16 protein-coding genes are annotated in these 18,316 nt (G+C 64.0%); 5 read left to right on the top strand and 11 right to left on the bottom strand.

Going from position 1 to position 18,316, the window contains the following annotated elements:
• Positions 1 to 16 precede the first annotated feature (16 nt).
• Complete coding sequence (locus AB4M76_RS17760) at positions 17 to 1,648, bottom strand: SulP family inorganic anion transporter (protein ID WP_368443377.1); 1,632 nt, start codon at positions 1,646 to 1,648, stop codon at positions 17 to 19.
• 267 nt (positions 1,649 to 1,915) lie between these two features.
• On the opposite strand from AB4M76_RS17760, the gene AB4M76_RS17755 reads away from it, so the two are divergent.
• Complete coding sequence (locus AB4M76_RS17755; protein ID WP_368443375.1) at positions 1,916 to 2,788, top strand: S-methyl-5'-thioadenosine phosphorylase; 873 nt, start codon at positions 1,916 to 1,918, stop codon at positions 2,786 to 2,788.
• 166 nt (positions 2,789 to 2,954) lie between these two features.
• Entirely contained in the window at positions 2,955 to 3,485 is a 531-nt protein-coding gene (locus tag AB4M76_RS17750) for an adenine phosphoribosyltransferase (RefSeq protein ID WP_368443373.1), read from the top strand.
• Here AB4M76_RS17750 and AB4M76_RS17745 read toward each other — a convergent pair.
• From AB4M76_RS17745 to coxB, 10 genes are all read right to left on the bottom strand, one after another.
• The gene (locus AB4M76_RS17745; protein WP_368443371.1) at positions 3,482 to 4,897 is read right to left on the bottom strand and encodes an FAD-binding oxidoreductase; all 1,416 of its coding nucleotides are present in this window, start codon (positions 4,895 to 4,897) and stop codon (positions 3,482 to 3,484) included. The genes AB4M76_RS17750 and AB4M76_RS17745 overlap by 4 nt on opposite strands.
• A 41-nt stretch (positions 4,898 to 4,938) precedes the next feature.
• On the bottom strand, positions 4,939 to 5,523 hold the full coding sequence (locus AB4M76_RS17740; RefSeq protein ID WP_368443369.1) for a GNAT family N-acetyltransferase: 585 nt from the start codon (positions 5,521 to 5,523) through the stop codon (positions 4,939 to 4,941).
• Positions 5,523 to 6,785 (bottom strand): M16 family metallopeptidase, encoded by a 1,263-nt coding sequence (locus tag AB4M76_RS17735; RefSeq protein WP_368443367.1) that lies wholly within the window; start codon positions 6,783 to 6,785, stop codon positions 5,523 to 5,525. Before AB4M76_RS17735 ends, AB4M76_RS17740 begins: the two co-directional genes overlap by 1 nt.
• Positions 6,782 to 8,170, bottom strand: coding sequence for a threonine synthase (gene thrC, locus AB4M76_RS17730; protein ID WP_368443365.1), 1,389 nt, complete (start codon positions 8,168 to 8,170; stop codon positions 6,782 to 6,784). Before thrC ends, AB4M76_RS17735 begins: the two co-directional genes overlap by 4 nt.
• Before the next feature lie 4 nt (positions 8,171 to 8,174).
• Positions 8,175 to 8,861 (bottom strand): SURF1 family protein, encoded by a 687-nt coding sequence (locus AB4M76_RS17725; protein WP_368443363.1) that lies wholly within the window; start codon positions 8,859 to 8,861, stop codon positions 8,175 to 8,177.
• Between the two features lie 95 nt (positions 8,862 to 8,956).
• Positions 8,957 to 9,763, bottom strand: a complete 807-nt coding sequence (locus AB4M76_RS17720; RefSeq protein WP_368443361.1) for a cytochrome c oxidase subunit 3 — start codon at positions 9,761 to 9,763, stop codon at positions 8,957 to 8,959.
• Between the two features lie 35 nt (positions 9,764 to 9,798).
• On the bottom strand, positions 9,799 to 10,374 hold the full coding sequence (locus AB4M76_RS17715; protein ID WP_368443359.1) for a cytochrome c oxidase assembly protein: 576 nt from the start codon (positions 10,372 to 10,374) through the stop codon (positions 9,799 to 9,801).
• On the bottom strand, positions 10,374 to 10,541 hold the full coding sequence (locus tag AB4M76_RS17710) for a cytochrome C oxidase assembly protein (protein ID WP_174859925.1): 168 nt from the start codon (positions 10,539 to 10,541) through the stop codon (positions 10,374 to 10,376). Before AB4M76_RS17710 ends, AB4M76_RS17715 begins: the two co-directional genes overlap by 1 nt.
• A complete protein-coding gene (cyoE, locus tag AB4M76_RS17705; RefSeq protein ID WP_368443356.1) occupies positions 10,541 to 11,476 on the bottom strand; it encodes a heme o synthase in 936 nt (311 codons plus the stop codon). The genes AB4M76_RS17710 and cyoE overlap by 1 nt, the downstream gene beginning before the upstream one ends.
• A gap of 63 nt (positions 11,477 to 11,539) precedes the next feature.
• Positions 11,540 to 12,457, bottom strand: coding sequence for a cytochrome c oxidase subunit II (coxB, locus tag AB4M76_RS17700; protein ID WP_368443354.1), 918 nt, complete (start codon positions 12,455 to 12,457; stop codon positions 11,540 to 11,542).
• 179 nt (positions 12,458 to 12,636) lie between these two features.
• Here coxB and tldD point away from each other — a divergent pair, with 179 nt between their 5' ends.
• The 3 genes from tldD to topA all read left to right on the top strand — a co-directional run bounded on the left by tldD (position 12,637) and on the right by topA (position 18,189).
• Positions 12,637 to 14,058, top strand: coding sequence for a metalloprotease TldD (tldD, locus tag AB4M76_RS17695; protein WP_368443352.1), 1,422 nt, complete (start codon positions 12,637 to 12,639; stop codon positions 14,056 to 14,058).
• 96 nt (positions 14,059 to 14,154) lie between these two features.
• Positions 14,155 to 15,330 (top strand): DNA-processing protein DprA, encoded by a 1,176-nt coding sequence (gene dprA / locus AB4M76_RS17690; RefSeq protein ID WP_368443350.1) that lies wholly within the window; start codon positions 14,155 to 14,157, stop codon positions 15,328 to 15,330.
• Positions 15,331 to 15,501: 171 nt separating this feature from the next.
• Entirely contained in the window at positions 15,502 to 18,189 is a 2,688-nt protein-coding gene (gene topA, locus AB4M76_RS17685) for a type I DNA topoisomerase (RefSeq protein WP_368443348.1), read from the top strand.
• The last annotated feature ends 127 nt before the right edge of the window (positions 18,190 to 18,316 follow it).

The following is an 18,316-nucleotide window of genomic DNA, read 5'->3' as shown; positions in this document are numbered from 1 at the left end:
GTGCCGGGTTTTCTTGTCAGTGCCCGCCCAGAACCCCGGTGCGCACGTCGTAATCCACCGCCAGCTCGTAATGCGGGTCATCGTCGCTGTCGACCATGAGATGCCCGGCCTTGGTCAGCAACCGGTGGCAATCGCGGCTCAGGTGGCGCAGCTGCAAACGCTTGCCCGCCGCCTCGTATTTCGCCGCCATGGCCTCAATCGCCTGCAGGGCGGATTGGTCCACCACCCGGCTGTCGGCGAAATCGACGATCACCACCTCGGGGTCATTCTCCACGTCGAAAAGCTCGGCGAAACCATCGGAAGAGCCAAAGAACAGCGGGCCGTGGATCTCATAGACCTTGGCGCCCTTTTCGGTCACCGAATCCCGCGTTGTCGCATGGATGCGGCGCGCGTTGTTCCAGGCATAGGCCAGAGCCGAGACGATCACGCCCACGACCACCGCCACGGCAAGGTCTTCCATCACCGTGACCACGGTCACCAAGAGGATCACGAAAGCGTCCATCGCCGGCACTTTGCGCAGGATGGTGAGCGAGTTCCACGCGAAGGTGCCGATCACCACCATGAACATCACACCCACGAGCGCGGCCAGAGGGATCAACTCAATCACCGAAGAGCCGATCAGGATGAAGAGCAGCAGGAAGACCGCCGCCGCGATGCCCGCCACACGGGTGCGGCCGCCGGATTTCACATTGATCATCGACTGGCCGATCATCGCGCAACCGCCCATGCCGCCGAAGAAACCGGTGACCGTATTGGCGACCCCTTGGGCGATACATTCTTGGCTCGCCCCGCCGCGCTTGCCGGTCAGATCGCCCACAAGGTTCAACGTCAGCAGGGATTCGATGAGCCCGATGGCGGCCAGAATCACCGCATAGGGCAGGATGATCTCAAGGGTTTTCCAGGTCAGCGGCACCATCGGGATGTGGAACTCCGGCAGCCCGCCCTGGATCGAGGCCAGATCGCCCACGCGTGGCACATCAAGGCCAAAGCCGATCACCAGCGCCGCGATCACCCCGATGCCAGCGAGGGGTGCGGGAATGATCTTGGTGATGCGCGGGGTGATCCAGATGATCGCCATGGTGGCGGCCACCAGCCCCAGCATCAGATAGAGCGGCTGGCCCGAGAGCCATTCCCCGCCGCCCATGCCATGGCCGGTGTCGACCATGGTGCCGGGGACTTTGAACTGGCTCATCTGGGCCAGGAAAATCACGATCGCCAGACCATTCACGAAGCCCAGCATCACCGGATGCGGCACCAGCCGAATGAACTTGCCCCATTGCATGACGCCGGCGAAAATCTGCAACAGCCCCATCAGAACCACGGTGGCAAAGAGGTATTCGACCCCATGCTGCGCCACCAAGGCGACCATCACGACCGCCAGCGCGCCCGTCGCCCCCGAGATCATCCCCGGACGCCCGCCGATCAGCGCGGTGATGAGACCCACGAGGAAGGCAGCATAGAGCCCGACCAGCGGATGCACCCCGGCGACAAAGGCGAATGCCACGGCCTCTGGCACCAGCGCGAGGGCCACGGTCAGGCCGGACAGAAGTTCAATACGCAGGCGTCCGATGGAGAACCCTTCCTCCGGCATCCAGCGCAGGTCGGTCACATCGAGGTTCTTGGCAAAATTATGCAGCGTGGCGCGCATGGGGGCGTCCTTTGACTTTCGGAAAACGGATCGGGGCGCCGGGGCCGCAGCGGCGCGGCGCTTTTGGCTGCACCTAGAACAGTTTTGCCGCGAGGGGAAGCCTTTTGGCCGCAGCACGGTCTTTGCGAAACCTGAGGTAACGGGCCGGCATCGGGGCACAAGACGCGCAGAGACCTCTGACGAGCCGGGGCGAAAACACTTGAATCCTGTGGGTTTCTATGAGGTTCTCTGCGGCAGGCGCATTGCAACCAAGACATAGGCACTTCCATGACAGACACGAAAATCGCCGTGATCGGCGGCTCCGGCCTTTATGACATCGACGGGCTACAGGATGCCGACTGGATCACGGTGGAAACGCCCTGGGGCGCGCCCTCGGATCAGGTGCTGACCGGGACGCTCGACGGGGTGGCGATGGTGTTCCTGCCCCGCCACGGGCGCGGCCATGTGCATACGCCGACCTCGGTCCCCTACCGCGCCAATATCGACGCGCTGAAGCGTTTGGGCTGCACCGATGTGATCAGCGTTTCGGCCTGTGGCTCCTTTCGCGAGGAAATGGCCCCCGGCGATTTCGTGGTGGTGGACCAGTTCATCGACCGGACAACCGCGCGGGAAAAGAGCTTTTTCGGGCCGGGCTGCGTGGCCCATGTGAGCGTGGCCCATCCGACCTGCCCGCGCCTGGGCGATGCCTGCGAGACCGCGGCGCGGGAGGCGGGCATCAATGTGCACCGCGGTGGCACCTATCTGGCGATGGAGGGGCCGCAGTTCTCGACCCTGGCGGAATCCAGGATGTACCGCGAAAGCTGGGGCGCGGATGTGATCGGCATGACCAATATGCCGGAGGCGAAATTGGCCCGCGAGGCCGAGCTTTGTTACGCGAGCGTGGCGATGATCACCGATTATGACAGCTGGCATCCGGACCATGGTGAGGTCGATGTGACACAGATCATCGCCACGCTGATGGGCAATGCCGACAAGGGCCGCAACATGGTCGCGCGCCTGCCCGCGCTGCTGGGGGCCGGGCGCGCGCCCTGCCCGCATGGCTGTGACCGGGCGCTGGAATCTGCGATCCTGACCCAGCCCGATGCCCGCGACCCGGCGCTGGTGGCCAAGCTGGACGCGGTGGCGGGGCGGATGCTTTGACCGCGGGCCAAGGCGCGCGCGGCGGGCGGCGGACGGTATTTGAGAAAGGATGAAGGGAGGGGGTTTGGCGCCCCTTCTCTGCCGGGGCGCGGCGCGCAGATGGGGGGTTCGCCCGGGGGACGCGCTGCGCTATGACGGTTCGGATTGAACGACGCGAAAGGGCGGCATGAAACAGGTTCAGGACTATATTCGCACGATTGTCGATTTCCCGCATGAGGGGATCATGTTTCGGGATGTGACGACGCTTTTTGCCGACCCGCGCGGGTTTCGCATGGCGATTGATCAGATGCTGCATCCCTATGCCGGGATCGCGATTGACAAGGTGGTGGGGCTGGAGGCGCGCGGCTTTATCCTTGGCGGGGCGATTGCGCATCAGCTCAGCGTGGGCTTTGTGCCGATCCGCAAGAAGGGCAAGCTGCCGGGAACGGTGATCAGTCAGGAATATCAGCTGGAATATGGCGAGGCCATTGTCGAGCTGCATGACGATGCGATCAAACCGGGCGAGAAGGTCCTGGTGGTGGATGATCTCTTGGCCACGGGCGGCACGGCGGAGGCCGGGATCAAACTGATCGAGCGTTTGGGCGGCGAGATCCTGTCCTGCGCCTTTATCATCGATCTGCCGGAGCTCGGTGGGCGCAAGCGGTTGGAAGCGCTTGGCAAAGAGGTTCATGCGCTCTGTGCTTTTGACGGGCTTTAGCCGCGCAGCACGGCGCCGGGGTTCATGATGCCCTTGGGGTCGAGTGCGGCTTTGATGGCGCGCATGGCGGCGAGTTTGGCGGGGTCGCCATAGCGTTCCAGGTCCTCGACCTTGAGCCGCCCGATGCCATGTTCGGCGCTGAAAGACCCGCCGAGCTCCTGCACGAGGTCATGGACAAGGCGTTTGACCGCGCCGCGCCGGTCTTCGTAATCGGCGCGGGTTTTGCCTTTGGCGGGGAAGACGTTGTAGTGCAGATTGCCATCGCCGACATGGCCGAAGCAGTTGATCCGGAAGTCACCGAGGGCGGTGAGCGCTTCGGTGGCGCGGGCGATGAATTCGGGGATCGCGCCCAAGGGCACCGAGATGTCATGGCTGGAGACCGAGCCGACGAGCCGGTTGGCTTCGGGGATGGATTCGCGGATGGTCCAGAAATCCTGGGCCTGCTGGGCGTTCTGGGCGATCAGACCGTCCGAGACGAGCCCCGCGTCGAGCGCGGCGGCGAAGAGGGTTTCGAGGGCAGCATCGGTGTCGATCTCGCCCGGGGTGCCGATCTCGACCAACACGCTCCATTCCGGGGCGGCGGCGAAGGGCTGGCGGATCTTTGGCAGGGCCTCGTTCAGGAAATCGTAACCTTGATGGTGCATCAACTCGAAGCCGCTGATCATTTCGCCCATATGGTCGCGGGCGAGGGACAGGAGCGACAGCGCCGCGGCGGGGCTGTCGACCACCAGAAGCGCCGTGCCACTGCGGGCGGGGCGGGCGTAGAGTTTCAGCGCGGCGGCGGTGATGATGCCGAGCGTGCCTTCGGCGCCGATCAGCAGATGGCGCAGATCATAGCCGGTGTTGTTCTTGCGCAGGCGGGTGAGGCCGTGCCAGATCTGCCCGTCGGGCAGAACCGCTTCGAGGCCGAGGCAGAGGTCGCGGGCATTGCCGTAGCGCAGCACGCCGGTCCCGCCTGCATTGGTCGAGAGCGTGCCGCCGATCCGGGCGGTGCCCTCGGCGGCAAGGGAAAGTGGGAACAGGCGGCCTGCTTCTTCGGCGGCGCTTTGGACATCGGCGAGGATCACGCCGGCTTCAGCGACCATGACGTTCTCCTCGGGCAGCACGGCGCGGATGCGGTTCATGCGTTCGAGCGAGAGGATCAGGGGCGCAGGCCCGGGGCTGCTGATCTGGCCACCGACGAGCCCGGTGCCGCCGCCGTAGGGGACGACCGGCACCTGTGCTGCATGGGCGGCGCGGATCAGGGTGGCGACTTCAGCGCTGTCGCGCGGCAGGGCCAGCAGGCCGCCCTGCCCGGCGTAGCGGCCGCGGGGTTCTTCAAGGTAGCGCGGCGCAGGCGCGCGCAGCACATCCTCGGGCAGCTGGGGGCGCAGGGTATCGGCGAAGGCGGTGTCGGCGGGGTTCAATGTCATGGCGTCTTGATCGGGCGCGGGCGGCGCAGATGCAAGGGGTTTTAACCCGCCGCCGTGCGGCCGCGTCGGTCCTTGCGCAGGGCGGCATAGAGCACATGGGTGCGCCAGCGGCCATCAATTTGCAGGTAGCTTTGCGCGACGCCCTCATATTTGAAGCCGGATTTTTCCAGCAGCCCGCGCGAGGCCTGGTTTTCCGGCAGGCAGGCGGCTTCGATGCGCGACAGGTCCAGCCGGGTGAAGGCCTGATGCACCGTCGCCTCGATCGCCTCGCGCATGTAGCCTTGGCGGGCAAAGGGCTCGCCCGTCCAATAGCCCAAAGTGCCGGATTGCGCGGGGCCGCGGCGGATATTGTCGAGGGTGATCGCGCCGACGAGGTTCTGGTCGCTGCGCCGGATCAGGAAGAGCGGCATGGCGTTGCCCGAGGCCACCGAGCGCTGCGCCCAATAGACCCGGTTGGTGAAAGCCTTGCGGGTGAGGTGATCCTCGGCCCAGGTCGGCTCCCAGGGGCGCAGATAGTCATTGCTGGCGCGGCGCAGGGCCGACCAGGCGCGGTAGTCGGCGTGGATCGGCGGGCGCAGGGTCAGCCGGTCGGTCTCGATCCGCAGTTTGCGTCGGCCCAGCAGCATCAGGCCGCGCGTCTGTTGTGAAGATCATCCAGCGTCGGCGCGGCGTCGACGGGCCCGTAGAGTGCCAGCGCCGCCGGGGCTTGGGTGGCCATGCGTTCGGCAAAATCGCGCACATCGCCGGTGGTGACCGCGTCGATCTGGGCCACGGTCTCGTCCAGCGGCGGGATCCGGTTCCAGATCTGGAGCAGGCGGGCCAGACGTTCGGCGCGGTTCGACGGGCTTTCCAGCCCCATGAGCAACCCGGCCTTCATCTGCGCCCGGGCGCGGGCGACTTCGGCGGGCGACATGTCGGAAGCGGCGCGCTTCATCTCATCGATGGTGATATTGGCCAGTTCGGGCAGCTGCTCGGCGCTGGTGCCGGCGTAGATCGTGGTCATGCCGGTGTCGGCATAGGCGCCGGCCTGGGCAAAGATCGTGTAGCAGAGGCCGCGATTTTCGCGGATTTCTTGGAACAGGCGGGAGGACATCCCACCGCCCAAGGCAGAGGCGTAGATTTGCGCGATGTAGATGTCGTCGGAGCGGTAGCCGGGGCTTTCAAAGCCGAGCGCGAAATGGGCCTGTTCGAGCTGTTTGACCTGCCGGAACTCACCGCCGCCGAAGCGGGCGCTGTCGATCTGGTAGAGCTGTTTCGCGGGCATGTCGCCAAAGAGGTTCTCGGCCAGCCTGACGATCTTGTCATGATCCACCGCACCGGCGGCCGAGAGGATCATCTGCTCTGGCCCGTAGTGATCGGCGATGAAACGTTGCAGATCATCGCGCGAGAAGGCCGAGACCCGCTCGCTTGGCCCGAGGATGGTGCGGCCAATGGGTTGGTCGGGGTAGGCTTGCTCCTGCAGCCAGTCGAAAATCACATCGTCGGGCGTGTCGAGCGCCTGGCCGATCTCTTGCAGGATCACGCCGCGTTCGACCTCGACCTCCGATGGGTCCAGCACCGGGTTGCGCAGGATGTCGGCGATCACGTCGAGGCCAAGCGCCACATCGTTTTCCAGCACGCGGGCGTAATAGGCGGTGACTTCGCGCGAGGTATAGGCGTTGATATAGCCGCCCACGTCCTCAATCGCCTCGGCGATTTGCAGCGAGGAGCGGGTTGCGGTGCCTTTGAAGGCCATATGTTCGAGGAAATGCGCGATGCCGTTCTGCTGCGGCGTCTCATGCCGTGCGCCGGCGTTCACCCAGACGCCGATGGCAGAGGAGGCCATGCCGTCCATATGTTCGGTGACGATGCGAAAGCCGTTGGGCAATGTGGTCTGGTTCAAGCTCACGCCGGGAGGTTTCCTTTGATATGCGCTTTGAGCGCGTCGAGGTCATTGGGCAGCCGGGTGAAACGTTCTTCCCGGTCGAAAAGGTCCGCCATGCGCGGCGGCAGCGGGGGGCGGATGCCGGTGGCCGCCTCAACAGCATCGGGGAATTTGGCCGGATGCGCGGTGGCGAGGGTCACCATCGGGGTGGCCGGGTCGCGCAGCTCATCCGCGACTTTGACGCCGACGGCGGAATGCGGGCAGAGCAGCTCGCCCGTGGTGCGGCGGCGGTCGGCGATGGTGGCGCTGGTTTCCTCTTCCGAGGCGCGGCCCGAGCGGTAGATGTCTTGCAGCGCCTGCATGGCACCTTGGGAGACGTCGAAACCGCCCTGCCCCAGTTCATCCATCAGCTGCGCCACGGCACCGGCGTCGCGGTCATAGGCGTCAAAGAGGGCGCGTTCGAAATTGGACGAGACCTGAATGTCCATCGACGGGCTGATCGAGGGGGTCACGCCGCCTTTGTGATAGCCTTGGCCCGAGAGGCAGCGGTGCAGGATGTCGTTCTGGTTGGTGGCGACGACGAGATCGGCAATGGGCAGCCCCATGCGCTTGGCGATATAGCCGGCGAAGATGTCGCCGAAGTTGCCGGTGGGCACGGTGAAGCTGATCTCACGCAGGGGCGCGCCGAGGCTGGTGGCGGCGGTGAAGTAATAGACCACCTGCGCCAGCACCCGGCCCCAGTTGATCGAGTTCACCCCCGCCAGCCGCACCGAATCGCGGAAGTCGAAATCGTTGAACATGTCTTTAAGGCGTGCTTGGCAGTCGTCGAAGTCGCCGTCGATGGCCAGCGCGTGGACGTTAGTTTCCGTGGGCGTGGTCATCTGGCGGCGCTGCACGTCCGAGACCCGGCCATGCGGGTAGAGAATGAAGACATCCACATTGTCGAGCCCCTTGAAGGCTTCGATCGCGGCCGAGCCGGTGTCGCCAGAGGTGGCGCCGACGATGGTGACGCGCTCGCCCTTGCGGCCCAGAGCGGCTTGGAACATCTGGCCGATCAACTGCATGGCGAAGTCTTTGAACGCCAGTGTCGGCCCGTGGAACAGTTCCAGCAGGAAGTGGTTCGGGGCGAGTTGCACCAGGGGCGCGCGGGCGCTGTGGCCGAAGCCCTCGTAGGCGCGGGCGATGATGGCGCGAAATTCTTCGTCGGTGAAAGTGTCACCGATGAAGGGGCGCATGACGGTGAAGGCCACCTCTTCGTAGCTTTGGCCCTGCAGGGCGCTGATCTGTTCCGCGCTCAGCGTCGGGATGGTTTCGGGCACGTAGAGGCCGCCGTCTCGGGCAAGACCGGTCAGCATCGCCTCTTCGAAGCTGAGGACGGGGGCGGAACCACGGGTGGAGATATAGCGCATGGGGTCAGTCGACTTTCGGCGTTGCAGGGGCGCGGCGGCGGCGCAGGAAAAGGAGGGTCATCGCCAGCCAGATGGCGGCGAGGGAAAACCAGGTGATCGCATATTGCAAGTGGTCGTTGGGGATGCGGGCGGTATCGACGGGCAGCGGCGTGACCTTTGGATCGGGGCCTGTGCCCGCGCGGGCGACGACGAGGAGCGGCTCGGTACCGAGCGCCTCCGCCATCTGCGGCACGTCGCGGGCGAACCAGATGTTGCGGTCGGTGTCGGCCTCGGGGGTGAAACTGTCGACCTCTTGCGGCCATTGCAGATTGCCGGTGAGATTGGCCGGGCCCGCGGGGTCGATGGCGTCTTTGTTCCGCGTCGGCGTGAAACCGAGATCAATGAGGATGCGCCGCCCGTCCTCCAGCGTCATCGGCGCGATGATGCGGTAGCCCGCGCCCTTTTGCTTTTGGCTGACCAGCACATGCAGCGCCTCGGCGCCGACCTCGCCGCGCACGGCGACGGGCAGATAGGCGTCGGCCGCGGGGTCGGGCTGCGCCGGCAGGGCGACGGGGGCGGCGGTGATACGGGCGTTGATGTCAGCGATGATGTCTTCTTTCCACGCCAGCCGCTGTACCTGCCACAGGCCAAGCCAGACAAGGATCGCTGCCCCGCCAAGACCGACGATGATGAAGAACAGGCTGCGCCGCATTCGAATCTCTCTGGCTGAAACGACAAACGCGCGAAGAAGGCTTCGCGCGTTTGGGTTTTAAGGGTGTGGGGCGCGGATGCAACCCCGCCTTATGTTCAGGGCTGGCCCCACATGTAGACGGCAAAGAAGAGGAACAGCCAGACCACATCGACGAAGTGCCAGTACCATGCCGCCGCCTCGAAGCCGACGTGGCGTTCGGGGGTGAAATGGCCGCGCATGGCGCGCAGCAGGCAGACGAAGAGGAAGATCGTGCCGATCACCACGTGGAAACCATGGAAACCTGTCGCCATGAAGAAGCTGGAGAAATACATGTCGCCGCCGAAGGTCCAGTCATCATGGACCAGCAGCTCATAATATTCGTAGGCCTGCAAAGCGGTGAAGAGCACGCCGAGGATCACCGCGATGGTCAGGCCCGAAATCAGGTCCTTGCGGTTGTTCTCATGCGCCAGCGCGTGGTGCGCCCAAGTCACGGCACAGCCTGACAGCAGCAGAACCAGCGTGTTGATCAGCGGCAGGTGAAAAGCGTCGACCGCGTGAATCTCGGGCTTCACATACTCGGTCCCGGCGTATTCATACATCGGGTAGAGCGCCTGTTTGAAGAAGGACCAGAACCACGCCACGAAGAACATCACTTCGGACATGATGAACAGGATGAAACCATAGCGCAGGCCGATCCGGACAACGCCGGTGTGATCGCCGACTTCGCTTTCGGTTACGACCTCGGACCACCATGCGAACATGACGTAGAGCGTGGCAACAAGACCTCCGAGGAAGACATAGGGCGTGACGCCATGCATCCAGAGCACGGCGCCGCCCAGCATGGCGAATCCGGCCAGCGAGCCCAGCAGCGGCCAACTTGAGGCGGGTAGGATATGGTAATCGTGGTTCTTTGCATGGGCCATGGTGGCGGGTCCCTCACCTTTGTTCATTCAGGTCGTTAATTTGTTGCTGTGACGCTGTCCTGATCGAGGGCGGCATAGCCTTCGGGCAGGTCAATTTCGTAGAATGTATAAGACAGTGTGATGGTATGTACAAACTTCCCATCGCGGTCATCGACCATTTCGGGGTCGACAAAGAAGCTTACCGGCATCTGCACCCGCTCACCCGGCGCAAGCACCTGTTCGGTAAAGCAGAAACAGTCGATCTTCTCAAAGAACGGCCCGGCGGTATAGGGGGTCACGTTATAGCTCGCCTGCCCCGCCACCGGTTTGTCGGTGGGGTTATAGGCTTCATAGAAGGCCAGGCCGGTCTCGCCGATGCGCACTTCCATCTCGCGGACCACGGGTTTGAACTCCCATGGCATGCCGTCATTGAGCGAACCGTCAAAGCGCACCTTGACCGTCTGGTCGAGCACCTCATCGCTGCCGACGGAGACCTGGCCGGGGGTGCCGCCAAAGCCGGTGACCCGGCAGAACCAATCGTAAAGCGGTACTGAGGCCCAAGCCATACCGCCCATCAGCACGACAACGCTGACGGTTTGCATCACTGTTTTTTGGGGACCGGAAAGCGCCATTACTGGGTCACCTCACGCTGGTTGGGGGGGAGTTCGAAATCGGTTTGGGTGATCTTGACGTAAGTCAGCGCCATCACCAGCACCACAAAGGCCGCCAGCATCAGGCCGACGCCGACATTGCGGCCCCGGCGGCGCTGATGCAGCTCGTGTTCGGGACGTATGCTCATTACCAGCCCCCCAGTCCAAAGGCCCGCAGCGCGGCTTCGCCCAGGATCGCCCCGAAATGCAGGAAGAGATAGGCCAGCGACAGGCGGAAGAATTTGCGTTCCTCGGCGTAGTCGTCGCCCTCGGCCATCACCTCGTCCCGGTTCCAGATGCGCCATGCGCCGAGCAGGAAGGCCGCGTTCAGCACCAAAGCCACGGCAAAGTAGAAGATGCCGCCAATCGCGGTAAAGGCCGTGCCAATCGCCAGCGCGGCCAGCAGCGCGGTATAGACCAGAATATGCAGACGCGTTGCCGGGCGACCATGGGTCACCGTCAGCATCGGCACTTTGGCATCGTCGTAATCCGAGCGCATGAAGAGCGCCAGCGCCCAGAAATGCGGCGGGGTCCACATGAAGATCAGCGCGAACATCAGCCAGGCCTCGACCGAGAAGCTGCCCGTGGCGGCGACCCAGCCGATCACCGGCGGGAAGGCGCCCGCGGCGCCGCCGATGACGATGTTCTGCGGCGTCAGACGTTTCAGCCACATGGTGTAGAAAACCGCGTAGAACAGGATCGTGAAGAGCAGCATCCCGGCGGCCAGCAGATTGGTCGCCAGCCCCAGCATCATCACCGAGAGGCCCGAGAGGGCCACGCCCAGCACCATCGCCTCGCCCGGCTGCACCCGGCCTGCGGGGATCGGGCGGTTGCGGGTGCGGCGCATCACCCGGTCAATGTCGGCATCCCACCACATGTTCAACGCCCCCGAGGCACCGCCGCCAATGGCGATGAACAGGATCGCGGAGAAACCGACGACAGGGTTCACGGAGACTGGCGCAGCCAGCAACCCCACCAGCGCGGTGAAAACAACCAGCGACATGACGCGCGGTTTCAGCAGAGCGAAATAATCCCCCAGCTGCGCGTCGTACTCGGTTGTTGGCGTATTGGTAATGTCAGTCATCCCGAACCTTTCAGGTGGAACACGGGGCGCGCGCGCAAAGCAGGCGCGCCCCGCGGAACGGACTTACTTGGAAGCGACGGTCAGCGGCTGTTCGATGCCCGCATATTCCGCCTTGGCCTTGCCCAGCCATTCGTCATAGGCCTCTTCCGACACCACTTTCACGGTGATCGGCATATAGGCATGGGCCTGACCGCAAAGCTCGGAACACTGGCCGTAGTAGACGCCCTCTTGCTCCGGGGTGAACCACAGTTCTGCCAGTCGGCCCGGCACGCCATCCTGTTTCACGCCGAAGGCGGGGATGGTCCAGGAGTGGATCACATCGCTGGCGGTGACCTGGAACACGATGGTCTTGCCGACGGGCAGAACGATGGCGGTGTCGGTCGCCAGCAGCCAGTCTTCGCGGGTATAGCCTTCACGCTCCAGCTTGGCGATCATCGCGTCGTCCAGCACAAAGGGGGTGACCCCTTCGTCTTCGTCGCCCAGCGTCGCCGGGGCGCCGATCATATAGCTGTCAAAGCCGAAATCTTCGTCGACATATTCATAGGTCCAGTACCACTGGTTGCCGATCGCCTTGACCGTGATATCGGCCTCGGGGATTTCCTGCTGGCGGAACAGGATGGGCAGCGAATAGGCACCGATCAGCACGAGGATGAGAATCGGCCCGATGGTCCAAGCCACCTCGATCGGGGTGTGATGCGTGAAGGACGAGGGCGTGGGGTTGCGCTTTCTGCTGTAGCGGAACATCACCCAGATGATCAGAGCGGTCACAAAAATCGTGATCAGCGTGATGATCACGAGAATCAAATAGTCGAGGCTGTGCAGATCCCGCGCCACTTCGGTCACGGCGGGTTGAAAGCCGGTCGCGCCGTCAACAGGTCTGCCGATGACATCAAGCCCGTCAACGCGCAGGCTGTCCTGAGCCAGTGCAGGCAGGGCCGCAAGGCTGGCCATGAGACCGGAAAGGGGGAGTAGATGTTTCATATGTCGTCCTGATCTTGTGACCCTTGTGAAGCCGAAAAGACGCCCGAGGCGCGGCTGCGACGCGGTGCCGTTGTAATCCTGGATGCTTACAATCATATTCTGCGTACAAGATAAAGTCACATGCTTGCGTCATAGGGACGCGCACAGGAGTTTTGTGGCAGCAAGTGAGGATATCTCCGATGAGCAGCGCCCCTTTCACCCCGTTTGAAGCCGATTTGGACCGAGAGACCGCTCTGAGCGTATTGCGCGAGGCCGTGGCCGGGGCCGATGACGGCGAATTATTCCTCGAACGCCGCCGCTCCGAAGCGCTGGTTTTCGATGACGGGCGGCTCAAGACCGCGAGCTATGATGCCGCCGAGGGCTTTGGCCTGCGCGCGGTGCGTGGCGAGGTGGCCGGCTATGCGCATTCGACCGAATTGAGCGAAGCCGCGCTGCGCCGCGCGGCGGAGACCGCGCGCTTGGCGGTGGGCGATGGCGGCGGCCGCTGGGCCGATGCGCCGCAGGCCAGCAACACGCGGCTTTATACCGATGAAGACCCGATCGCGGGCCAGAGCTTTCCGGTCAAGATCGACACGCTGCGTGAGATCGACGCCTATGCCCGGGCGCTCGATTCCCGCGTCGTGCAGGTGAGCGCGACGATTGCCGCCAGCCTCCAAGAGGTCGAGATCCTCCGCCCCGAGGGCCATTCGGTGCGCGATATGCGCCCGATGACGCGGGTCAATGTCTCGGTCATTGTCGAGCAGGACGGCCGCCGCGAAAGCGGCGGGGTTGGCGGCGGCGGGCGGATTGGCCTCGATGGGATGCTGGCGCCCGAAGACTGGCAGGCCAAGGTCCGCGAGGCGCTGCGCATCGCCTGCGTGAATCTGGAAGCCGTCCCGGCCCCGGCGGGCGTGATGGATGTGGTGCTGGGCCCCGGCTGGCCGGGCATCCTGCTGCATGAGGCCATCGGCCATGGGCTAGAGGGGGATTTCAACCGCAAAGGCTCCAGCGCCTTTGCCGGGCTGATGGGCCAGCGCATCGCGGCCCCCGGGGTCACGGTGCTCGACGATGGCACCATTCCGGACCGGCGCGGCTCGATCTCGGTCGATGACGAAGGCACCCCCTCGGCGCGCAATGTGCTGATCGAGGATGGTGTGCTGGTCGGCTATATGCAGGACCGCCAGAACGGGCGGCTGATGGGCGGCGCCTCGACCGGGAACGGGCGACGGCAATCCTATGCGCATATCCCGATGCCGCGGATGACCAATACCTATATGCTGGGCGGTGACGCCACCCCCGGTGACATTGTGGCGGACCTCAAAGACGGGATCTATGCCGTGGGGTTCGGCGGCGGGCAGGTCGATATCACCAACGGCAAATTCGTCTTCTCCTGTACTGAGGCCTACCGGGTGCAGAATGGCAAGGTCGGCGCGCCGGTCAAGGGCGCAACCCTGATCGGCGATGGCGCCACCGCCCTGCAACAGATCCGCGCCATCGGCAATGACCCGACGCTCGACCCGGGCATGGGCAACTGCGGCAAACAGGGCCAATGGGTGCCGGTGGGTGTCGGCCAGCCGACCCTGATGATCGGCGGTCTGACCGTCGGCGGCGCGGCCAGCTAAGCACTCGCATGAGTTGAGGAAAATGGGTGGAGATTCATTTACCAGTTGTTAAGCACTAAATCTTATACCTGATTCTGCAACGGACGGAGCTTCGGGATGACTGACAAGGACCTACATCCTTCTTCCACTCACCCCCCACTCCCACCCACCCAGGAAGATGAACAGTTCGCCCGTCTTCGTCTGTTGCGCTCGCGCCGGGTCGGCGCTTCGACGTATAAACGTTTGCTGACCGAACATGGCACTGCGCAAAACGCGCTGGCCGCGCTACCTGAGGTAGCGCGTGCCGCGGGCTTATCTGACTACCGCATCTGCCCCAAAGGCGTGATCCAGGCCGAACTGAACGCGGCCCATGCCGCCGGCGCGCGGCTGCTGGTGCAGGGCGAACCGCCCTACCCTGACCTCTTGCACGATCTGGCGGATGCGCCGCCCTTCCTGTGGCTGCTCGGCGATCCGGCTTTGCTGATGCAGCCAATGATCTCCATCGTCGGCGCGCGCAATGCCTCATCCCTGGGGCTGCGCATGGCACGCCGTCTGGCCGAGGATCTTGGCGATGCGGGCTTTGTCGTCGTCTCTGGCTTGGCGCGGGGCATAGATGCTGCGGCCCATGACGCGGCGCTGAAAACCGGCACCATCGCCGTTCAGGCAGGCGGGGTCGACGTCATATACCCGACCGAGAATGCGGCCCTCGCCCATGAAATCGCCGAACGGGGGCTGCGCCTGTCGGAACAGCCCATGGGTCTGCGGCCCATGGCGCGGCATTTCCCCAGCCGCAACCGCATCATCTCCGGGCTCAGCCGCGCGACGCTGGTGGTGGAGGCGGCGGCGCGTTCGGGCAGTCTGATCACCGCCCGCGATGCGCTGGATCAGGGGCGCGAGGTGCTGGCGGTTCCCGGCCACCCGCTCGACGCGCGCGCGGCGGGCTGCAACATGCTCATTCGCGACGGGGCGGTGCTGGTGCGTTCGGCGGCGGATGTGCTTGAAGTGCTGGCCGGATTGAACAGCAGCGGCCCGGCAGGCAAAGCCTCACCGGCCAAGACATGCCGCGCACCAACGCCGCCGGCGCGTCCGCCAAAACCCAGCCGCAGCCTGCGCCAGATGGCGAAGCTCCACCGGCAGATCCTCTCGCGCCTCGGCCCTGCCCCCCTCGCCGAAGATCAGTTGATCCGAGACCTTCAGGTGCCCAGCACCGACGTCGCCCCGGCACTTGTCGATCTGGAGCTGGAGGGAGAGATCGAACGACAACCCGGCGGTTTGCTCAGCCGTATCGGTTGAGGGTAGCGCTGCCCCAAAGCGATGGATCACCGGCGATATCCCCTGTCGCGGCCCCTCAGGTTGCCCCCCGCAATCTCACCTTGCCCACCATCTGCATTGACAATCACCCCCACGATCCCACATGAGACAGCGCAAAGCCGCCCCCATTTTTGATCCAAGGTGCCTGTATTTATGCCCGTCGTCGTTGTCGAATCCCCCGCCAAGGCCAAAACGATCAACAAATATCTGGGTGACGATTACACCGTTCTTGCCTCCTACGGCCATGTGCGTGACCTGCCGCCAAAGGATGGATCGGTCGACACCGACGCCGATTTCGACATGAAATGGGAGGTCGCCAGCGACAGTAAGAAACATGTCAAAGCGATCGCCGACGCGCTGGCCCAAGACAACGCATTGATCCTCGCGACGGACCCCGACCGCGAAGGCGAGGCGATCAGCTGGCATTTGCAAGAGGCGCTGACCAAGCGCAAATCGATCAAGAAAGACACGCCGGTGAGCCGCGTCGTCTTTAACCAGATCACCCAAAAGGCCGTGACCGAGGCGATGCAGAACCCGCGCCAGGTCGATATGCCACTGGTCGAGGCCTATCTCGCCCGCCGCGCGCTGGACTATCTGGTGGGCTTCAACCTCTCCCCCGTGCTCTGGCGCAAGCTGCCGGGTGCCAAATCCGCAGGCCGGGTGCAATCGGTCACACTGCGTCTGATCGTTGAGCGGGAGATGGAGATCGAAGCCTTCCGCGCCCGTGAATATTGGTCGGTCAAGGCATTGCTCGCCACCCCGCGCGGTCAGGAGTTCGAGGCGCGTCTGGTCTCGCTCGCCGGCAAAAAGCTGGAGCGGTTCGATCTGGCCGATGCGACACAGGCCGAAATGGCCGTGCAGGCGATCACCAGCCGTGCGCTGAAAGTCATGAATGTCGAGGCCAAACCGGCCAGCCGCAACCCCGCCGCGCCTTTCATGACATCCACCCTGCAGCAGGAAGCCAGCCGCAAATTCTCCATGGGCGCGCGGCAGACCATGTCCACTGCCCAGCGGCTCTATGAGGCCGGTCACATCACCTATATGCGGACCGACGGCATCGACATGGCGCCCGAGGCTGTCTCGATGGCGCGCGACGCGATCAAGGACCGTTTCGGCGCCGATTACGTGCCGAAAGAGCCGCGCATCTATAAAAACAAGGCCAAGAACGCGCAGGAGGCCCACGAATGTATCCGCCCCACGGATATGACGAAGGACGCCAAGACGCTGAAGCTCGACGCCGATCAGGCCAAGCTCTATGACCTGATCTGGAAACGCACCCTCGCCTGCCAGATGGAAAGCGCCCGGCTGGAGCGCACCACGGTTGACGTTGGCAGCGAGGATGGGCAGGTCGGCCTGCGCGCCAATGGTCAGGTGGTGCTTTTTGACGGTTTCCTGCGCGTCTATGAAGAAGGCCGCGATGATGTGGTCGACGAAGATGACAAGCGTCTGCCGCAGATTCACAATGGCGACGCGATGGACAAGCGCAGCGTCACGCCGGAGCAGCATTTCACCCAGCCCCCGCCGCGCTATACCGAAGCGACGCTGGTCAAACGCATGGAAGAGCTCGGCATCGGCCGTCCTTCGACCTATGCCAGCATCGTCACCACGATTCAGGACCGTGAATATGTCCGCAAGGACGGCAACCGCCTGATCCCCGAGGATAAGGGCCGGCTCGTGACGGCTTTTCTTGAGAACTACTTCCGCAAATATATCGGCTATGATTTCACCGCCGATCTGGAAAACCAGCTTGATAAGGTCAGCGCCGGGGATGCCGCCTATAAGGAAGTGCTGCGCCGCTTCTGGCAGGATTTCTCGGCGGCGATTGCCGAAACATCCGAGCTGCGGATCACGGAAGTGCTGGAGAAGATCAACGAGGTGCTGGAGCCGCATCTCTTCCCGCCGACCGAGGACGGCAGCGACCCGCGGCTGTGCCCGAACTGCGGGCTGGGCCGCCTGTCGATGCGCACCGCCCGTTCGGGCGGCGCTTTCATCGGCTGTTCGAACTACCCCGAATGCCGCTACACCCGCCCCTTCGGTCCGCCCGACCCGGAGGCCGAAGCCAGCGCGATCCCGCCCGACGGCAAGCTTCTGGGCGAAGATCAGGGCGATGAGATCCGCGTCTTCAAGGGCCGCTTTGGCCCCTATGTGCAGCGCGGCCCGGTGACCGAAGAGAACAAGAAACCCCCGCGCCAGTCGATCCCCAAGGAATGGCCCGCCGAAGAAGTGACGCTGGAACAAGCGGTTATGCTGCTGTCCCTGCCGCGTCAGATCGGCCCCCACCCCGAGGACGGGGTGATGGTCTGGGCCAATATCGGACGCTACGGGCCTTACATCAAACATGCCGAAAGCACCTCGGACCGGGGCGGCACCAATGCCAATCTTGAGGGCATTGACGAGGTCTGGACCGTGGGCATGAACCGCGCCGTGCAGCTGCTGGCCGAGAAAGTCGCCAGCCGGGGCGGCCGCGGCAAGGCCGCCAAACCGATCCGCGAGATGGGCGAGCACCCGGATATGGGCGGCGCGGTCAATGTCATGGAAGGCAAATACGGGCCCTATGTGAAATGGGAAAAGGTCAACGCCACGATCCCGAAAGAGATCGAACCGGCAGATCTGACCATGGAACGCGCGGTGGAATTGATCGAGGAAAAGCTCGCCAAATCCCCCGCCAAGCGCAAGGCGGCAACGAAGAAGAAAGCGCCCGCGAAAAAGCCTGCGGCGAAGAAACCGGCGGCAAAGAAGGCTGCGGCCAAAAAGCCTGCGGCGAAGAAAGCCCCTGCGAAAAAGACCGCGGCCAAGAAACCGGCCGCGAAAAAGGTCGAAGCCAAGACCGACGAGGCCTGACCCCTGCAAGGCAACCGCGCCGCTCGGCGCGGTTCCGCTGGTCCTGCGACATTGCATCGCATATCATGAATATGTGATTTGCCTTTCCCCGATGGTTTCCCGATCAACCACGCGGCAAGACCAAGAG

Source organism: Sulfitobacter sp. PS-8MA, from assembly GCF_040933935.1.
Lineage (GTDB): Bacteria > Pseudomonadota > Alphaproteobacteria > Rhodobacterales > Rhodobacteraceae > Sulfitobacter.
Note: the sequence above shows the minus strand (reverse complement) of the source record. Positions and strands in the feature narration are given on the sequence as shown.